Source organism: Bradyrhizobium sp. USDA 3256, from assembly GCF_054058275.1.
Genome location: NZ_JBSSAE010000002.1, coordinates 8248436 through 8267736, shown reverse-complemented (window position 1 = coordinate 8267736; position 19301 = coordinate 8248436). Strand labels below are relative to the sequence as shown.

The 19301-nt window shown below is 60.4% G+C and carries 13 protein-coding genes and 1 pseudogene; 11 read left to right on the top strand and 3 right to left on the bottom strand.

Features of this window, described 5'->3' with window-relative positions; all coding sequences use genetic code 11:
- The first annotated feature begins 6 nt into the window (after nt 1–6).
- The 3 genes from ACVWY5_RS40875 (at nt 7) to ACVWY5_RS40865 (ending at nt 4016) form a co-directional block, all read left to right on the top strand.
- Nucleotides 7–1176 carry a Wzz/FepE/Etk N-terminal domain-containing protein gene (locus ACVWY5_RS40875; RefSeq protein WP_321177563.1) on the top strand — a complete coding sequence of 390 codons (1170 nt, stop codon included), beginning with the start codon at nt 7–9 and terminating at the stop codon, nt 1174–1176.
- A 390-nt stretch (nt 1177–1566) separates the two neighbouring features.
- Nucleotides 1567–2991, top strand: a complete 1425-nt coding sequence (locus ACVWY5_RS40870; protein ID WP_028335233.1) for an oligosaccharide flippase family protein — start codon at nt 1567–1569, stop codon at nt 2989–2991.
- Between the two features lie 17 nt (nt 2992–3008).
- Nucleotides 3009–4016, top strand: a complete 1008-nt coding sequence (locus ACVWY5_RS40865) for an FkbM family methyltransferase (RefSeq protein ID WP_321176913.1) — start codon at nt 3009–3011, stop codon at nt 4014–4016.
- 124 nt (nt 4017–4140) lie between these two features.
- Here ACVWY5_RS40865 and ACVWY5_RS40860 read toward each other — a convergent pair whose 3' ends face one another.
- On the bottom strand, nt 4141–5154 hold the full coding sequence (locus tag ACVWY5_RS40860; RefSeq protein ID WP_321176914.1) for a polysaccharide deacetylase family protein: 1014 nt from the start codon (nt 5152–5154) through the stop codon (nt 4141–4143).
- A 337-nt stretch (nt 5155–5491) separates the two neighbouring features.
- Here ACVWY5_RS40860 and ACVWY5_RS40855 point away from each other — a divergent pair, with 337 nt between their 5' ends.
- The 5 genes from ACVWY5_RS40855 (at nt 5492) to ACVWY5_RS40835 (ending at nt 11441) form a co-directional block, all read left to right on the top strand.
- Nucleotides 5492–6712 (top strand): glycosyltransferase family 4 protein, encoded by a 1221-nt coding sequence (locus ACVWY5_RS40855; protein WP_028335230.1) that lies wholly within the window; start codon nt 5492–5494, stop codon nt 6710–6712.
- Nucleotides 6713–6721: 9 nt separating this feature from the next.
- A complete protein-coding gene (locus tag ACVWY5_RS40850) occupies nt 6722–7855 on the top strand; it encodes a radical SAM protein (RefSeq protein WP_028335229.1) in 1134 nt (377 codons plus the stop codon).
- Between the two features lie 20 nt (nt 7856–7875).
- The gene (locus ACVWY5_RS40845; RefSeq protein ID WP_244481880.1) at nt 7876–9057 is read left to right on the top strand and encodes a glycosyltransferase family 4 protein; all 1182 of its coding nucleotides are present in this window, start codon (nt 7876–7878) and stop codon (nt 9055–9057) included.
- A gap of 93 nt (nt 9058–9150) precedes the next feature.
- On the top strand, nt 9151–10473 hold the full coding sequence (locus ACVWY5_RS40840) for an O-antigen ligase family protein (protein ID WP_028335227.1): 1323 nt from the start codon (nt 9151–9153) through the stop codon (nt 10471–10473).
- Between the two features lie 56 nt (nt 10474–10529).
- A complete protein-coding gene (locus ACVWY5_RS40835; protein WP_080667128.1) occupies nt 10530–11441 on the top strand; it encodes a hypothetical protein in 912 nt (303 codons plus the stop codon).
- Between the two features lie 155 nt (nt 11442–11596).
- Here ACVWY5_RS40835 and ACVWY5_RS40830 read toward each other — a convergent pair.
- A pseudogene (locus ACVWY5_RS40830) lies at nt 11597–11786 on the bottom strand (transposase); the annotation flags it as partial.
- Nucleotides 11787–11793: 7 nt separating this feature from the next.
- Nucleotides 11794–12531, bottom strand: coding sequence for a class I SAM-dependent methyltransferase (locus tag ACVWY5_RS40825; RefSeq protein WP_028335225.1), 738 nt, complete (start codon nt 12529–12531; stop codon nt 11794–11796).
- A gap of 678 nt (nt 12532–13209) precedes the next feature.
- Between ACVWY5_RS40825 and ACVWY5_RS40820 the strand changes: the two genes are divergently transcribed.
- The 3 genes from ACVWY5_RS40820 to ACVWY5_RS40810 all read left to right on the top strand — a co-directional run bounded on the left by ACVWY5_RS40820 (nt 13210) and on the right by ACVWY5_RS40810 (nt 19294).
- Nucleotides 13210–14661 carry a hypothetical protein gene (locus ACVWY5_RS40820; RefSeq protein WP_028335224.1) on the top strand — a complete coding sequence of 484 codons (1452 nt, stop codon included), beginning with the start codon at nt 13210–13212 and terminating at the stop codon, nt 14659–14661.
- 576 nt (nt 14662–15237) lie between these two features.
- Entirely contained in the window at nt 15238–17880 is a 2643-nt protein-coding gene (locus ACVWY5_RS40815) for a type I secretion system permease/ATPase (protein ID WP_244481881.1), read from the top strand.
- Entirely contained in the window at nt 17867–19294 is a 1428-nt protein-coding gene (locus tag ACVWY5_RS40810; RefSeq protein ID WP_028335222.1) for an HlyD family type I secretion periplasmic adaptor subunit, read from the top strand. The genes ACVWY5_RS40815 and ACVWY5_RS40810 overlap by 14 nt, the downstream gene beginning before the upstream one ends.
- Nucleotides 19295–19301 lie beyond the last annotated feature (7 nt).

Below are 19301 nucleotides of genomic sequence, written 5' to 3'. Positions count from 1 at the left end.
AGACAAATGCTGCAAACTCACAGAACTGACAATTCGGCACCTCAGGACACGATGCCGCCTGAATTTGGTTCGCCGGCCGAATTCGTGGCGGAGGTTCTCGCCTTTTTGCGCCGCCGCCTCTCGATCATACTGCTGACGTGTTTCTTAATGTTTGGCGCCGGCTTGCTCTATCTCGTTGTCGCAGTTCCGACGTTTACGGCAACCGCGCAACTCATCGTCGACGCCAAGACGACTTCTTCCAACGACACGGCGTCGGCAACGACGGCCGTCGAAAGTCAGGTCGCAATCCTGAGGTCCGAGAGCATCGCTCGCGCGGCGATCGCGAAGCTCGGTTTGGCGGGGGATCCGGAATTCTCCGGCGGCGCCCTGCACCGCCTCAGTCGGTCGACATCACGGCTGCTCGGTTGGAGCAGACAGGACACGGATGTCGTCACGCGTGATGCAATGGAAGCATTCGCGCGCAAGCTCTCGGTGAAGCGCGCCGGCCTCACCTACATAGTCGATCTCGCCTTCAGCTCCGCCGACCCCGAACGGGCCGCGCAGGTCCTGGACACCGTCGTAGAGACCTACATCACGACGCAAATGGACGCAAAATACAAATGGGGTCTGCAAAACGAGAAATGGGTCAAGGAACGTGTCAACGAACTGAGCAGCCAGGCGTCGACTGCCAAAAAGGCCGTAGCGGAATACAACAGGGCCAGGAATGGCGTCGCGGCTCCCGCGAACGCCGCCGACGCAGGTCCGCTCTCATCGCAATCGACCGGAACGCAAGACGAACTCCGTGCACTGGAAGCCACGGCGGATGCCGCCGCCAAAACGTATGACAATTTCCTCCGGATGTTGCGTTACATGGACGCCATGCAGCAGCAATCCGCGCCGGTGTTTGAGGCTCGTCTGCTCACCGGAGTGTCTCATCCCTACACGGCCAGCTCGCCGAACGCCCGCTTGATACTTGGATCAGCGATCCTCGGCGGCATGCTTCTGGGGATTGGAATAGGATTGCTGCGCGACAGGTCGGACCGGGAACGCGCGCCCGCGCGCAGGTCTGCAGCCACCGCATCCGGAGGAACTGGAGTCGTCCAGGGGCTCAAGGCGAACGGCGTGAAGCCCCATTTCGATGGTTCGTTCAAGGTCGAGAAACAACACACCTACAAGGAGGCCAATCCTGACTTATAGTCGCATGAATTGGCTCCCGATCGCGATACCGCAAGCTCGATTGAAACGCCCCGTACATCACGCGTCGAACAATGCTCGTCGGCGAACCGCCTTCATCGCGATGAAGGCAGCATGTTTCTCGTTGCGGTCACCGGAGTGGGTAATCCAGAAGGGCCGAACGCTCTCCGCAGCCGCGGGGTTATATTCGACCCTGCGACAATGTGCCGATTTGACAATGTGTAACATTTGAACGCTCAGCCTCCGCGCAGTCCGCTCCTCCGCCCACGAGGTGCGCCGAACCGGGAATTCCGGGCAAGAGCTCGATCACAATTACTGGGCGCCGCGTGGCGTCCACCAACGTTGGCTTGAGCAATGACGAGCTTTACTCGACCGTCCGGCGGACCCGCGACCATGTTCAGCAATGTCTTCCGGCAGTCATGGCTGGCTTTGACATACCGATGCTCGGGCGCCGTCGTCTCCCTCCTCTTCGGCGTAAGCTTTGCGCGGATGATGAACATAGAGGAATACGGTGCGCTCATGTCGTTGATGACGTTCGCGCTCGTCGCCTCCACGGTCGGCCTTATAGGTCAGCAATTTCGCGTGTTGCGGGAAATACCAAGCATCGCCGCCCGGAAAAACTACCCGGAGATCGGCTCGATTGTCTCGAAGCGGGTTCGCGTGGCATGTCTGGGCAGCGTTGCCGTGACCGTACTCGCCCTGCTTCCGTTCGTCGCCGCTCACGGCCGCGACGGAATATTCGGAGGCTGGCAATATGCCACGAGCGTGCTTCTGATATTGCCGTTGTCCTTGATCGAAATGCAGAGCTCGCTGGGGCGCGCGCTCGGCTCCGTCAATCTCGCACTCGTGTCGAAGGATGTGTTGTGGCGATTTCTCATCATATTGTTGGGCGCCGTTCTCTTCGCGACGTATGGCCATCCGCTACCGGCTGAAGACGTTCTGCTGATTGCGACTGGAATCCTGATCGTGTTGATCGCTACCCAGAACATCTACCTGCGGCATCTCGCGGAGGGGTGTAAGGTATTCACCATGGCGGTGGGGCGATCGAATGACCGGCTTCGCGACACCCTTTCCACTTCGGGACCGTTCTGGGTAACCAGCGTCACGAGCATCATGGGCGGCACGGTCGACCTCATCGTCATCACGGTCATGGTCGGCCCGGAAGCCGGAGGATATTACTACGCCGCCAGCCGGATCGCGCTCCTTCTTGATTTCTTCCTGGCGACCTTCTGTATTCCCGCGGCGCCCCTCATCGCACGTCTGTTCGATGAGAATCGTCATGCGGAAATCACGCGCGTCACGTCGGGAGCGTCATTGGCTGCGTTTGTCGCGGTCCTCGGCTGCGTTGCGACGTTGGCGCTTGGCGGCGACCTCGCGCTGATGGCGTTCGGAGCGACTTTCACCCGCGCCTACAGCGTCCTGATGGTCCTGGCAACCGGCATGCTGGTGTCGACATATTTCGGGATCGGCCCCATCGCCCTGAATATGACAGGCCATCAGCGGGCCGCGATGCACATCGTGGTGATCACTTGGGTGACGGGAATCCTGGCCATGATTGGCGCGACTTGGGCCTTCGGGACGATAGGAGCAGCGATTGCGGGCTCCTGCGCGGGCATCGCAACCAGGGTGTGGACTGCGGCCTACATTTATTCGGCGGAAGGGATCGATATCACCGCCACCACGGCGCTCCGCGCGTTGGTTAGGCGCGCAACGAGGCGAGGAGCATCCGAACCCCGTAGCGAGGCAATACGGCCAGAAGCCGGCGGCACCATTCTTGACCTGCAGCCTGTTCGCGGCAGTCGGGACACACGTACATGAATTGGGGAGATAGTTGAATGCGTTCGCTGTCATCCGAGGACGCGACTGCTGCAATTGGATTTACGCGCGGGAGGCGGTACCTGATGGACCGGTCTACATTCGAATACGAGGTGTCAGGAAGCCGGCTTTCCATGGGGCTGGTGAAGCTTCTGCACACCGTTGTTGCGCGGAGTACCGGGCGCGGTATGGGACTTGCCATGCGGGCGGTCAAGCCGCTTCTGCATTCCCAGCTGTCTTGCGTCCATTTCGCCGACGGTAGCCGCTTGTACTTCGAGCTGAACGACGTTTACTGGAATGCGTTCTTCATCGGCCAGCCCGGTATGACCTACGAGCCGGACATAGCGACGCTTCTGCTGCGGCTGAAGGATACCGACTATACGTTCTTCGATTGCGGTGCAAACATCGGATACTGGTCCGTTCTCGTCACGTCGGAAATGCTGGGTCGCAAGCACGCGATTGCCGTCGAGGCTTCACGGGAGACGCTTGCAATTCTCGAGCAGAACCGTGACGCGAATGATCGGCGCTTCGAGATCTGCCGAAGGGCATTGTTCGAGTACGACGGGCGCAGCCTGTTCTTCTCCGACGACGGACCTCATTCGGCCCGGCACATCGTAACGTCGCAGAGCAGCCGTCCGTCACACACCGAACCCGTCATATCGATAACGATCGATGCGTTGGCAAGGGACCAGCAGCTGACCGACAGCGATCGGCTCGTTATCAAGCTCGACGTCGAGGGCCAGGAGGTTGCGGCCCTGAAGGGCGCTCGGCAGGTTCTGAAGCGCGACACGCTGATCATCTACGAAGATCATGGCCAGGATCGCAGCCACGCGACCACGAGGTACGTGTTCGAGGCACTCGGACTTCCGGTGTTTGCTCTTGCTGCAGACGGGTCGGTCACGAAGGTCGGTGACCTCGGCACACTGGATCGCCTGAAAGTGAACCCCAAAATCGGCTACAATTTCGCGACCTGCCCACCCGGATCCGGCTTCCACCGCTGGATATCAGGAATCGCCAGCCAGGCATGATCGTGTCGGGTGCCGTCGGAGGCCGATCCTGGCGCACGGGATCGCCGGCGGCTCAACCTACTTCGCGTGCCCGAGCCAGAATTCGCGTGCACTCGACTCTTCGATGCGATCAGAATGCACAATATCAATTGCTGCCGCCGAACAGCATCTGGACCGCCGACTGCACGCCATTCATTCGCCCCTCGAACGGAATTCTCCCGTCGGATGGCCCTCCGACCGCGATGCGGGGGAGCCCAAAAGGATTCAGCTTGCGATCAGATATCTGTCCATGCCGAGTTGTGACTGCGGTCGAAAAACCGACCTCCACCGCGAGATGTTGTTCTCGATCACCGCATGCCCTGGAGTTGCCGTAGGGAAAAGCGACGTGCCGAACCGGGCGCTGAAGCAGTCTCTCAAGATAGGTGCGGTTACCCGCCATTTCGGCACGCGCTGAAGCTGCATTCAGGTACGCGAGCGCTGGATGCGATTCCGTGTGTCCGCCAATCGTGGCCAGGGGGTGTCGTGCCAGGACCTGAAGCTCGCGCTCATTGATGAAATAGGCGTCGTTCAAGGCCTCCAGCGACAGATCGGCCTTGCTGAACGTAGGGGCGAGCATCTCGACTCGTTGGTAATCTTCATGGACCCAGTTGCTCACCTTCTCCAGGGCCGATACCTTCTCGTCAAAATCGCGACAGCTGAATCGCATGTTCATTGCGTCGATCGCAAGACTGTCTCTCGAGCGGAATAGGTCCCGCAAGCCCAGCCACCACGGTTGCAGCGTCCGCGTCACCGCACCCGTTGGAACATATACGGTGAAGGGCGCATTATTTCGCTCAAGGATCGGCAATGCCGTCGTGACGTTGTCCTTGTAGCCGTCGTCGAAGGTAAGCACCGCATAGCGGCGGGGTTCAGGATCCACCGCCAGCCGCTCGAGACATGCATCGAGACTGACAATCTCCCATCCCTGCTGGCGCAGCCACTTCAGGGTGTATTCAAAGAAATCAGGCGATGCACCGGTCTTCAGCTCCGAGCGCCAGTCCGACTGAATCTCATGGAACATCAGGATGGTGGCCCTGCCGGCAAATACCTTGCGTAAAGCAGGCGCGAGTCCCGCCCAACTAGCCGCATGGAATATCGTTCGGCTGAGAAGTCGCTTCACGCGAAATCACCACCGGACAGGTTGATTGCGCGCAAGCCGACCAAGCGTCTTCGGTGCCCATGTGATTGCGTGCGCGATCTGCCCATGCTCATCTCAAATAGCCCTCGTGAACGCAGCAGTGTTTCCGACGGGAAACAGCCCTCCATTTATCGACAAACCGCGTCGCTCTGGCAACCGCCGCGCTGGCGTACTCACTACTGGGTACCCCAGATTTCATCGCCGCCACTCTGAATGCGCCGCCTGCATCGAACTGCTTTCACGGTAGCTTTTCGTCAGACACAGAGTGCACCGGCCACTGGTGATGCCGGCCTTCGTGATGCGCGTGTCGAGGGCCCTAATGAAAGTACTGCTCGCCAATAAGTTTCTGTTCAACAACGGTGGCGCAGAGGCAGTGCTGCTTCAGGAAAGAATGTTCCTGACGAGCAGCGGGGCGGACGTCATCGACTTCGCGATGCAGCACGAGCGGAACATCGAATCCCGCTATGCAAATCACTTCGTGTCTCGCCAGGAATACCGGACCGGCGGCCGTCTCGCCAAGATCAAGAGCGCGCTCTCATTGATTCACTCGCGCGAAGCAGTGAGCAAACTCGCATCCCTGATCGAGGAGACCCGACCGGACCTGATGCATTGCCACAACATCTATCATCAGCTGACCCCGTCGATTGTCGGCGTCGCCAAGTCGCGCGGGATTCCGGTCGTGCTGACCCTGCACGATTCGAAGCCGGTGTGTCCGGTGCACACCCGCATGCGAGAGGACCAATTGTGTTCATCGTGTCTCGCCGGCGATTTCCATCACGTGCTGATGCACCGCTGCGCTGACGGCTCGATCGCACAGAGCGCCACGCTTTACATGGAAGCGGTCATTCAGCGCTGGTTTGGCAGCTACGAGAAGGTGGATCGCTTCCTCGCGCCGAGCCAGTTCATGCGGGAGTCTGTGTTGCCTCGGTTCGCCGCGGACCGGGTCCAGGTGCTCTACAACGGCGTGGACGTCAGCGGCATTTCGGCGAGCGATCGGGACAAGGGATACGTGCTCTATTGCGGCCGGCTCGCGCCGGGAAAAGGTGCGGAGACGCTGTTGCGCGCCCACGAAGCAGCGGACTGCCGGTGGCCTCTCGTCGTCGCAGGCTCCGGCCCGCTGGCGGATAGTTTGAAGGCGCAGTTCACCCGGAATGTACGTTTCGCGGGCCAGCTATCCGGCGAGGCCTTAAAGGAGACGATCGCCGAGGCTTCCGTGGTGGTTGTGCCTTCGGAGTGGTGCGAGAACTGCCCGATGTCGGTGCTGGAGGCGATGGCCTATGGCAAGGCGGTCATAGCGACCCGCGTCGGCGGCATTCCGGAACTCGTGGACGATCGCGTGACGGGGCTTTTGTTTGAACCCGGCAATACGGACGAGCTTCGTCAGCACGTGGACTGCCTGATGAACGACGCCGCACGCCGTGCAGGCATGGGAGCAGCAGGAAGAAGTCGCGTCGAAGCGGACTTCTCTCTCGAGAAGCATAACACCGAGCTGATGGCCGTCTACCGATCACTGGTGAGTGAGCGGCATTCATCGCATTGAGGATTGCAAATGGACCTCACCGTAATCTCCACGTTTCGTTGCAACTCGAGATGCCAGATGTGTTACATCTGGAAGAATCCGACCGATCCAAAGGAAGAGGTCACGCTCGAGACCCTGGCGAAACTTCCTGCGGGGTTCGACAATCTCAATATCTCCGGCGGAGAGCCGACCCTGCGGAAGGATCTGGCCGAGATGGTGGACCTGCTCCACCCCAAGGCCCGGATCATAGAGATCAGCTCGAACGGCCTGCATCCCGAGCGTCTCCTGCCCATCGTCAAGAAACACCCGAAGATCAAGGTTCGTTTCAGCCTCGAGGGTGACGCGACCACCAGCGACTGCATCCGCGGCGAGAAGGACGGCTACGCCACGAAGGTCGCCGGACTTCGCATGCTGCAGGAGGCAGGTGGGCAGGACCTGGGATTCGCCTTCGTCATCCAGGACGAGAATGTGGCCCAGCTCGTTCGAACCTATGAACTGGCGCGTTCGATGGGGTTCGAACTTGCGACCTCGACGCTGCACAACGCGTGGCAGTTCTACAAGAACGACAATTATTTCTATGAACGCGTCGCGGTGGCCCGGCAAGTCGAAGGGCTTATCACTGCGATGCTCAAGAGCAACAAGCCGAAGAACTGGTTTCGCGCCTACCTGAATTTGGGCTTGATCGAAAAGATCCTCGGCCACCCGCGGTTGATCCGCTGCAGCGCGGGGACGGATTTCGCATTCATCGACCCGTGGTCCGACGTGTGGGCCTGCAACGTGCGGTCGGACCTGCCGCTGGGCAATTTGGCGCGCCAATCCTGGAGCGAGATCATGGCCAGTGACACGGCCAAGAACTCCGTCGCCAAGGTTCACGCTTGCCAACAAAACTGCTGGATGGTGACGACCGCGCGCACGGCAATGCGCTCAACGCTGATTCCGCAGGCACCGAAGATGGGTCCGCTCATCTGGGTGCTGAAGAACAAGCTGAAGGTCGAGCTCGGCCGGCCGATCTGTTTCGATCAATACATCGATTATTCCAACGTCGCGCCTACTCCGCACGTCCAGCGAACGTCATTCCTCAACGAAAAGCAAAAGGCACGGTTGGTGCGCGGGAGAGAGACGGTCGACGCCCGATACCCGCTCAAGGAATTCATGAATAACTGACTGGACAGAAGGAGGGTGCAGTGAGTGCGGATCATCTGGTACTGCGGGTGATCATGCTTGGCTTGCGCGGGTTTCCCAATGTGCAGGGAGGAGTGGAAGTTCACGCGGAGCACCTGTGCCCCCATCTCAAGGAACTGGGCTGCGATGTCGAGGTGATCGTTCGTTCCTCCTATATGCCGCCTGATCGCGGCGACGAGTGGCAGGGCGTACGTTACCAGCGGGTATGGTGTCCGAAGACCTCGGGTCTTGAGACAATCGTCCATTCATTCCTCGGAGTGCTTGTCGCTGCATGGCAGCGGCCGGACGTGTTGCACATCCAGGCCATCGGACCGGCCTTGATGGCGCCACTCGCGCGCTTGCTGGGACTGCATGTTGTCGTGACGCACCACGGGCCGGATTACGAACGCGAGAAGTGGGGCCGACTGGCCAGGATGGCCCTGCGCGCCGGCGAGGCCTGGGGCATGCGATTTTCCGACGGCCGCATCGTCATCTCCCAGACCATCCGAAAGCTGGTGCGGGAAAAGTACGGCCTGAATTCGGACCTCATTCCAAACGGCGTCACCTTGCCCGACGTACCGAAAAGCACTTCGGTGCTGGACAAGCTTGGGCTTACGCCGGGACGATATGTGTTGATGGTGGGTCGGCTGGTGCCAGAGAAGCGGCACACCGACCTGATTCAGGCCTTTGCCGATGCCAGGCTCACCGGATGGAAGCTCGTGTTCGTCGGCGCCTCCGAGCATCCCGACGCGTATACGGAGATGCTTGCGGCACGCGCTGGAGCGACCGCTGGGGTGATCATGGCGGGCTTCCAGTGCGGGCTCGCACTGCGGGAGCTATACGCCCACGCAGGCATTTTCGTTTTGCCATCCTCGCACGAAGGCTTGCCGATCGCGCTGCTGGAAGCTTTGAGCTTCGGTTTGCCCGTGGTGGCCAGTGACATTCCTGCTCACCTGGAGATCGGATTGAATGACGCGCACTATTTTCATGTGGGAGATGTGTCAGGGCTCGCGGATCGCCTGGCATCGTTTGCGCACAGTCCGTGGCCGCTGGAGCTGCGCGAGAAGACACGCAACTGGTTGGCCGAACGGGAAGACTGGCGCTCTATCGCGGAGCGCACTCTCGGATGCTATCGCAGAGCAATTGAGCCTCGTCGAGGCGGTCCTCATGCGCGGTCCCGGGCGGCGCCGCCCAGCACCGCCTAGCGAGCTACGCACGCGGCGCGCCGGCCAACGCGCGATTCCCGTCCCGCAATTGAGGTATCGCCTCAAGCCGATCGAACCAAAGCGACGTTCAAGATGAATATGCTTTTGCTGTATTTCCTCATCTATACGTTCTTTCGATCGATCTCCAACGGCCTCGACCGTCTGTCCGGGACGAGCTTTTCCATGATCCTGTCGCTCACCGTCATCGGGATCGGTGTTGTGGCCGCCTGGCACACGCGACATGTCAGGATACATAAAAGACTCTTCGTACTTTTGATATGCATGTCCGTCTTTTTTGCCGCTTGCGTGCTGTCATTTGTCATCAATGGTTTCGGAGCGGGCAAGATTATCGACCAGTATGCCGCCTGGTACGAGATGTTCAGGTATGTGTACCTGATCATGTTCGTGACACTGCTCTCCGCCCTTTATCGGCATCCGAATTTTTGTCCGAGCGTGCATCGTGTTTACGTGTTGCTGTTATTCGTCATTTCCGCGGTGGGGCTCGGTCAATACCTGACCGGTCATGCAGAGCTCGTCACGCAATACGACAAGTTTGAACGGGTCGCGGGTCTTTCTTCGCACCCGGTACCCTACAGTCTTGAGATCGTGCTGACCTTTTTCGTTTGCGAGCTGTCGCGCCGGAAAATGCGCCTTCCCATTCAGCACTTTCACATCGCGGTGTACTTGCTGTTTGTTGTTGCCCTGGTCCTGTCTGCTTCAAGGACCGGTGTCGCGCTGCTCGGAGTGACCCTCACCGTATACCTCTTTGTCCAGCGGCCGGCCCTCCTTCCCGTGTTCGCGGCAGCATTCGCGATCCTCCTATGGATATCTCCGTTTGGAGAGTTGTTTTCGGACCTGAGCACCGTTCCGGAATATATCATAAGAGGCGAATATGCGGTGTGGGACTGGCGCACCGCGCCGACCTCGGTCCATTGGCGCATTCACCACTGGTACTATCTGTCCACACTTGGATTGGAACGAGCGTGGATCGGATATGGCCCCGGTCAAGTAGGGTTCTATAGCCCGTTTTCTCTTTTGGCGCATAGTCAGTTCGTGGAAATATTCTTCGAGTCGGGCGTGGTCGGCCTGATCACCTTTGCCATGTTTTGGTTCAGTCTTCCGCTGGCCGCAATGTCGGACGGGCGGCGGCTCGTTTCCTCATATGGAAAACGGTCAGCAGAAATTGGAGTCCTGCACTTGTGGCTTGCGATGTTTGCCGGCGTCACGCTGGTCGCATCGTTCGATGCGAGCTTCGACAGGGAAACGGTGGCGTTTTCGCACTTGATCGTCAGTATGTTTGTTGTGCTGGCTCAACCTGAAGCCGTCACCGAACGTGACTCAGGATCGCGCTACTCATACATCTCGATGACTGCTGGTTCGCGGATTGAAGCATCGGCGAGCCGAGGAACTATCTGAACAGCAACATGGCCGCTGTTGGCAGCATCGGCCGATACTGGTTATGAGCACTTCCCATGAAAGAGCATCTTGCCGCTCTCATGTTACTCGGCGCCCTCGTCTCATTGGCGAGCGCCGCGACGATAGCGCCTCCGTTCCAGTACGGACGATGCAGCGACAACCGTAATCTCTTGTTAGAGATCGAATCTGCGTCGCACATGACGCAGCGGGGAATGTGTCATCACAATCCAGTGCTGCAGGTGCAACTACACAAGCGTCCGGTACTCAAACCCATCTGCACGTCCTTGTCGATCGATTGTGTGGTTTCGCAGACTTCCGGATATGACAACGGAATATATCCACACGGAGTCAGGACCTATTTCTCGTGGTATGCAGGCGGCCCCGCCGCCACCGGGAACATTGTTTCTCCTACCGACTTCTCTTCACTGACGGGTTGGGGACAGATTTATCCGCAAGTCGGTGTTTCGAACGTTGCTGCCAACGTCTACTTGAAGGACTATCGCGTCTATGTGCACTTGACGAGTGGCGGTTGGCAACTTGTACAAGATCAAGCCACGAATTCCATCGGTGGCCGGCATTACGTGGCAGACTTCTCCAACAACTCCTCTTCGGAAATGAGTCTCGTTGTTCAGTCTGACGGAAGCGTAAGAATGGACTCGCCAGCATCCGACTATAATAATCATTTCTGGATTGAGCCGAGAGGATCGTATACTCCCGGAACAGTCGACGGGGTGTTCTCGCTGGCACAGCTACGCACCGATGATGCAAGTGCAAATCTGATCGCAAACTTTGGAGCTGACTGGTGGAGAAACACCTCAGCTCCGTACCTCTACCAAAATGGAGTGTTTGTAAATAATCCCGGCATCGGCATGGGCACTTGGGTCAAGTTGACGACGACGTACCAGTACTTCTTCTTCACGACCATGACCGAAGCGCAACTACAAGCCGACCCGCCGCCCTTGAGATAGCTGAACAGCGCTTCAGTGCTCGACAGATCCGCTCGGGCACTTGCCGCAACAGCCTCCGCGTCCAAGCGCGCGGCGCGCTCGCCAAGGATCATCGCATCCGCGGCGGCAAGATCCGAGGGGGTGGTTCAGGAGCGGTCACGATGGCGATGGAAATCCAGAATATCCCGTTCAGCCCTGAGCTTGCTGACCTCACGCCTGAGCCGCGCAATTACCTCTGCTGCTCGGGCTTCATCTGGCCGTGACCCGGCAAAGGCCTGCACAGGATCGGAGCCGAACTCCTTCACTCATTTTCGCAAAACATTCTCGTGAACCTCCCAGGTCTCGGGCGGCTTGCGCCGCCGATACCCGCGTTCTAGCTGGCGAGAACCATCAGTGATGCCCCGCCGAGCAAGCGCACAGACAGGTCCTCTCCGGCAACAGTCCGGACAATGCGCCGCCCGGCGTTCACGAGGAGGGTTTTCGTGGTTCGCCATTCGGGGTGGAGATGGAGGAAATCTTCAAGCCTGGTGTACTGACTGTCAATGATCTCAAAGCCGGTGTCGCGCAGTGTCGCCAGAGCTGTTGCCTGATCAAAGTAATGCAGGTGACCAACCTCCTTGCGTTTCTGAAGTGGCTGATCGCGCAGAACGCTGAGGACATTAAGGTCGAGGGGGATATGAAACACATAGTATTTCGAACGCCCTCTGAGCCTTCGCAGAAAGCCCATATAGTCATCGATGTGCTCGAAAACATCGATGCACAATAGAAGATCGTAGCTTCCGCTGGTTTGCGAGAAGTCTCCGCAGTGGAAGTGCAAATTGTCCCGTTCGCGCGGTTTGGCGGCAGTGATGGCATAGGGGGCGATATCGTAGCCAACGGCGGTTGAGTCACGGAAGACGTCGTGCTCAAGCAGGGCGTTCAGAACGCCTCCCACTCCGCAACCGACGTCGACGATCGTCCGGCAGGTGATGTTGTTGGCACGCACGATCCTGGCGATCTTCGCGGCCTTGGTTCCGGCATCCTCGTCATGCCAGCCCGGATGGGCTTCGGCATAACCTTCCCCAGTATAGAGATCGCTGGACGCAAGCCCTGCCCCTCTGACGACAGCCATTGTTCTCTCCCTCAATTGAATGGCGACCTGGACGACCGATCGGGACGCCAGAGTTGCAACCAGCTCTTGCGAACCGGCACCTGAAGTGCCGTGCGGTCACGTGATGGCGACGGGAGCGCTCGCCGCGGCCAGCGAACCGCAGCCGATCCGAGAGCCTGCGTTCGAATTCGTAGGGCGCGATCGGGCGACCAGGCGGCCGCGTGTCCTTCCGGCGCCGCTGGATGGCCAAATAGTCGGGCTTCAGATTCGTCAACCCACGAGCCGCCATTCAAGAGAACCGATCCGTCTCCACCGGCAAGTGTGTTCTTGATCTTGAGGTCGTCGCAATAATCCTTGCGGGCTACCCCGAAGCGCAGAACCTAATCCGCGCTTGAATCGACAAGCATCCGTCGCTGCAACATAGGCGACCGGGAAACAAGGGACTGGGGCCGATATACGTGTGTATAAATCACACTTTGAAAGTTTTTTTGCCATTTTTGATTATTAACCAACCGGCTCAGCAGTCGGGGGGGCCAACTTCCAAAAAACCCACTGCTTGAAATCTCCTCGCGGTTCGAGGCTGCAATTCTTTGGAATCTGTTCGCGACTGAAGTTGCGAGCATGGAATATGTCGCACATCCCCGATGCGCGGCAGCGGAATTTCACGTCCTTAAATCTGGTCTGCAATGGAGAACTAATGTGGCGCTGACCGATGTCACCTATCAAAATACGCCTGGCAACAGCGAAGGGTTTCCGCTTGGCGTCCCCACTAGCTATTCCTGGTACGGCGGGAGCACCGGCCATACAGGCAGCACCCCGCCCTCCAATTTCACCTCCGTCACAGGGTGGGGACAGGTCTATCCCGAATCCGGGGCAAGCAACGATTCCAATCCGGCCAACGTTCAGATCGCGAACTTCCAGACGTGGGTGCATCTGAAAACCGGCGGCTGGGTTCTCGTGCAAGATCAGGCGACGGACCCGATCGCCGGAGCTCAGTTTCTCGCCGACTTTTCCGGAAACACGAACTCTGCCTGGAGCGTGACAAGGCAGGCGGACGGCAGTGCGATGGGCGCTGCGCCCCTCAGTGGATACAACGACCATTTCTGGCCGGGCTCACGCGGCTCCTATTCCGCCGGAACGGTCGATGGCGTCTATGTCCAGGCCGATATGAGGACCACTGATCCGAACGAGCATCTCGTCGCCGATCTGGGAGCTGATTGGTGGTCGACCCCGACAGCCCCATACGTCGACGGGTTCTCCAACAATCCCGGCGCCGGGATGAGCGATTGGGTCGCACTGACGACGAACTACAAGACCCTTTACTTCACCTCGATGACTTCCGCGCAGTTGCAGGCCGACCTGCCGCCTCCGCTGCAGGGCACCTCTTCGCCCACGACACCGACGCAGCCGACGACGCCCACGACGCCGACGACGCCGACCGATCCCACGATACCGGCGCAACCGACGACGCCGACCGACCCCACGACGCCGACAACCCCCACGACTCCAAGCGTGACCGCACCGGTGCTCGACGTCGCGGACAAGTCGCTTTGGGTGGCCGGCAGAGGCGGTCAGGTCGACCTGGGGACGACCATTACAACGACCGACCCCAACGATAACCTCACCCTCAGCATCATGGGATTGCCGCGATATGAGACGATCACGACCGGCGACGGCACGACGCTCAGGGGCAACAACATCACCCTGACGTCCGCGCAGGTCGACAGCGGACTGACGCTGACATCGAACTACAAGGGCAATGCTCATCCGGTCGCGAACCTCACGCTGACCGCGAGCGCTATGGATCCGACCACCGGCGCTGTGATGTCGTCGGATCCGCAGACGATCCGCGTGACGGATCCCCGGCCGTCCAACTGGACTGGCGGAAACGCAGGGAGCTGGGCAAACCACGGCTTTGCTCAATTGCAGCAGCAGATGGGCGACACCAGCACCCTGGCGAACACAGCATCGCAGACGACCGGTTGGGCCGATCAAGGCGCGCGAGCGTCCCAGGCAAGCCAGGGCTTTGCGCTGCTGAACCAGTATCTGGCCGGTAGCTCCGGTCGGGTCGACGCTGGTCAGATCGTGGCGGCCATGTCGAATGGGACCGGCTGGACGCACAACTCGTTCCTGAGCAAGCCTCAAGGTTGATCCTGCTACTGCACCCGGGGGCTCTGCGCCCGGGTGCAGTACCATCAACGTGTTGGGAATTGAAAACGGGTGGTCGATCGCGGGCAGTAACGGCGAAGGGACTGTCGCGCGCGGGTCTTGGTTTCGGTTGGCTTCATCGCTCGCATCTGTTTCCGAGCGATAGAAATGCGTGCTGGCGCAACAGCTTCGGGTATGCGGCAAATTTGCGCGCAACATAACGGTGCAAAAATCAAGATTTGAAACTTTTTTCGCCATTTTTGCGCATTAACGAACCGTTCAGCAGTCGGGGGGCCACGTCGAAAATCCCACTGCTTTGAAATCCCCTCGCGGTTCGAGGCCCTAGTGCTTTGATGTTGCTTGCGCCTTTTGGCTGCGAGCAAGCGGTATGTCGCATGCTCTGTCGATGCGCGGCATTGGAATTCCCAGTCTTTGGAAATGCATGAGAAGGAACACTAACGCGGCCGGGTAGCCGCGAAGGGTTGAGTAAGAATGGCGATCCAGAACGGAAATGCCCCCGCCGCAGATCTAGGGCTTCGCGCGCTAGCTCTGTTCCTGCGCCTCCATGGCGTGAATACTGTGCCGGACCAGCTCCGCGATCGTTGCGGGAGCGACGAGATCGGCATCCGCGCGATGCTTCGCTGCGCGCGCGAATTCGGGGTCAAGGTCCGTTCGCGGACGATGGATTGGACCCGCCTTGCGGGTATCCAGCTGCCCGGAATCGCCTCGCTGCGTGACGGCGGATTTCTGCTGCTGGGCAAGATCGACGACCAGGTGGCGCTTGTGCTGCACCCGACCTCGCCGCATCCGAGCCGGATGACGCGCGCGGAATTCGAAGCGATCTGGGATGGCGGTTTGATCTGTGCTGGATCACAGAGCCTCGCACAGCGCGCACGTCATGCATTTGCCGGCATCCGCACGCGCTCGTTTGACCTGGGCGCCGGCCTGATGCACCGCGCCGGCGGGGGCCTGATGCGTGCCCGTGACGGCCTCACGAAGAGCTTCTTGACGATGAGACCTGGCATCCTGATGCGCGGGCCTCTCGACGATGTCGCAGACCATCCGGCGAACACCGAATCCCCGGCCGCCGGCGTCGACTCCGAAAACGACGATGAATCCGGGCTCATTGCGCTGGCGATCTTGCTGCGTTGCCATGGCATCGCTGCCGACCCCGGCCAAATTCGCCACCGGATCGGCGCAGCGCGCCTCGGCGTTACTGAGATATTGCGCTGTGCCAAGGAATTCGGGCTCAAGGCAAAGGTGCAGAGGACGAGCTGGAACAGGCTTGCCGTCACCCCGCTGCCGGGAATTGCGCTGCTGCGCGACGGCAGCTTCCTGATCCTCGGCAAGGTTATCGACGACAAGCTTCTCATTCAGCGCCCGCTGTCTCCGCGGCCCGAAGCAATCACCCAGGCGCAACTCGAGGCCATCTGGGACGGTGGCATCATCCTGATGGCCCGGCGCGCCAGCCTGACCGACCTCGCGCGACGCTTCGATATCTCCTGGTTCGTCGGCGCCATGCAAAAGTATCGTCGCCTGCTCGGCGAGGTGCTGGCGGCGTCGTTCTTCCTTCAGATCTTCGCCGTTGTCTCGCCGCTGTTCTTCCAGGTGGTGATCGACAAGGTGCTCGTGCATCGAAGCATGAGCACGCTCGACGTGCTGGTCGTCGGGCTTGTCGTACTGACCGTGTTCGAGGCCGTTCTCGAGACGCTGCGTGTCTATCAGTTCGCGCATACGACAAACCGTATCGACGTCGAGCTCGGCGCCAGGTTGTTCCGTCATCTGTTGGCGCTGCCGATCGCCTATTTCCAGGCCCGCCGCGTCGGCGATTCGGTGGCGCGCGTCCGCGAGCTCGAGAACATCCGCCAGTTCCTGACCAGCTCGGCGCTCACACTGGTGATTGATCTGCTGTTCACCGTCGTCTTCCTTGCGGTGATGTTCTACTACTCGACGACGTTGACGTGGATCGTGCTGGCGTCCTTCCCGCTCTACATCGGCATCTCCGCGGGAGCCGCGCCGCTGTTCCGTCGGCGTCTCGACGAGAAGTTCAATCGCGGTTCCGAGAACCAGGCCTTCCTGGTCGAGAGCGTCACCGGTATCGAAACGCTGAAAGCCATGGCGGTCGAGCCGCAGATGCAACGCCGCTGGGAGGAGCAGCTCGCCGGCTATGTGTCCGCAAGCTTCCGCGTGCTCAGCCTGAACAACACGGCGAGCCAGGCGGTCCAGATGATCAACAAGCTGGTCATCGCCGCGACCCTTTACTTCGGCGCCCGCCTGGTGGTCAGCGGAGACCTGACTGTCGGCGAGCTCGTCGCGTTCAACATGCTGGCCGCGCGCGTCAGCGCGCCGGTTCTGCGGCTCGCACAGATCTGGCAGGACTTCCATCAAGCCCGCCTCTCGATCGATCGTCTCGGCGACATCCTCAACACCATTCCCGAGCCGAGCTTCACGCCGGCCCGCGCGGCGCTGCCGCCGATCCGCGGCCAGGTCACATTCGAGCACGCGACTTTCCGCTACCGCATCGACGGCCCCGAGGTGCTGCACGACGTGTCCTTCAGCGTCGAGCCAGGCCAGGTCATCGGCATCGTGGGTTCGTCGGGCTCGGGCAAGAGCACCGTCACCAAGCTGATCCAGCGTCTCTATGTCCCGGAGAGCGGACGCGTGCTCGTCGACGGCGTCGACCTCGCGATGGTCGATCTGAGCTGGCTGCGGCGCCAGATCGGCGTCGTGCTGCAGGAGAACGTACTGTTCAACTGCACGATCCGTGACAACATCGCGTTGGCCGATCCGGCGATGCCGATGGAGCGCGTCATCGAAGCGGCAGAGCTAGCCGGCGCCCACGACTTCATCCTCGAACTGCCGGAGGGTTACGACACCGTTGTGGGTGAGCGCGGCAGCAGCCTGTCCGGCGGGCAGCGCCAGCGCATCGCAATCGCGCGTGCACTCATCACCGATCCACGCATCCTGATCCTGGACGAGGCGACCAGCGCGCTGGACTACGAAAGCGAGCGCGCGATCCAGCAGAACATGAGGCGGATTTCCGCCGGACGGACCGTGTTCGTCATCGCCCACCGGCTGTCGACGGTGCGCAATGCGAGCCGGATCATCACCCTCGAGCATGGCCGCATCGTCGAGGACGGCAGCCATGACGAGCTGATCCGCACCAACGGCCGTTACGCCAACCTCCATTATCTGCAGGCCGGTATCCATGACGTCCGCTAGCCGCAACATCGTCGCGTTCCCGAGACGCGAACCTCGCCGCCGCGAGCAAGAAATCGCCTTTCTACCGGCGGCGCTCGAGATCGCCGAATCGCCGCCATCACCGATCGGGCGCGCGATCGGGGCCTGCATCATCGCCGTGTTCTGCATCGCGCTGGTGTGGGCGACGCTCGGCAGCGTCGATATCGTCGCCAGCGCGACCGGCAAGATCGTGCCGGGCGGGCGCACCAAACTGATCCAGCCGTTCGAGACCGGCGTGGTCCGCGCCATCAGCGTCCGCGACGGCCAGACCGTCAAGGCCGGCGACGTCCTGATCGAGCTGGACCCGACGATGACGGAAGCCGACCAGGAGCGCCAGAAGAGCGATCTGCTTGCAGCCGAGCTGGACGTCGCGCGGCTGCGCGCCGCGCTGGCCGCAGACCCGCTTGCGGCCTTCCAGCCGCCGCAAAACGCGAGTGCAGCCGATATCGAGATGCATCGCCAGTTCCTGATCAGCCAGCGCGCCGAACAGAACGCAAAGCTTTCTGAAATCGAGCGCCAGCAGGGGCAGAAGGAGGCGGAGCGGGCGACCACATCGGCGAGCGTCGCCAAGCTGGAGGCGACGATCCCGGTGCTGAAGGAGCGCGTCGACATCCGCAAGGGTCTCGTCGAGAAGGCATTGGCGTCGAAGGTCGTCTATCTCTCGGAGTATCAGGAGCTGGTCGCCATGCAGCAGGACCTCGTCCTGCAGCAGAGCCGGCTGCGCGAAGCCGATGCGGCGATCGCGCTGCTGAAGGAGACCAAAGACAAGACTGCCGCGGAGTATCGCCGCGCGACCTATGATGCCCTTGCGAAGGCCGAGCAGAAGGCTGCGAGCGCCGCCCAGGAGGTCGTCAAGGCGGATCGGCGAACGAAGCTCCAGCGCTTGACCGCACCGGTCGACGGCGTCGTGCAGCAGCTTGCCGTTCATACGGTGGGCGGCGTGGTGACGCCCGCTCAGGCGCTGGCCGTCGTGGTCCCGAGCGAGAGCCAGCTCGAGATCGAGGCCATGCTGTCGAACCGCGACATCGGCTTCGTTCATCCCGGCCAAAAGGCGGAGATCAAGGTCGATACGTTCAACTTCACCCGGTACGGGCTGCTTCATGGCGATGTGCTCAGCGTGTCGACGGATGCCATCACGCGCGAAAAGCAACAGGGCAGCCCCAATGACCGGACATTGGGCGCGGCACAGAGCAGCAGCGAGCCTAAAGGTCAGGAGCTGGAATACGCCGCGCGCGTTTCGCTCGACCGGACGCACATGCAAATCGAGGACAAGCTCGTCAAGCTCGGGCCGGGCATGGCAGTGACGGTCGAGATCAAGACCGGCACGCGCAGGATCATCAGCTACCTGCTTTCGCCGCTGGCACGGTACCGGCAGGAGGCCCTGCGCGAACGGTAAAGCGAAG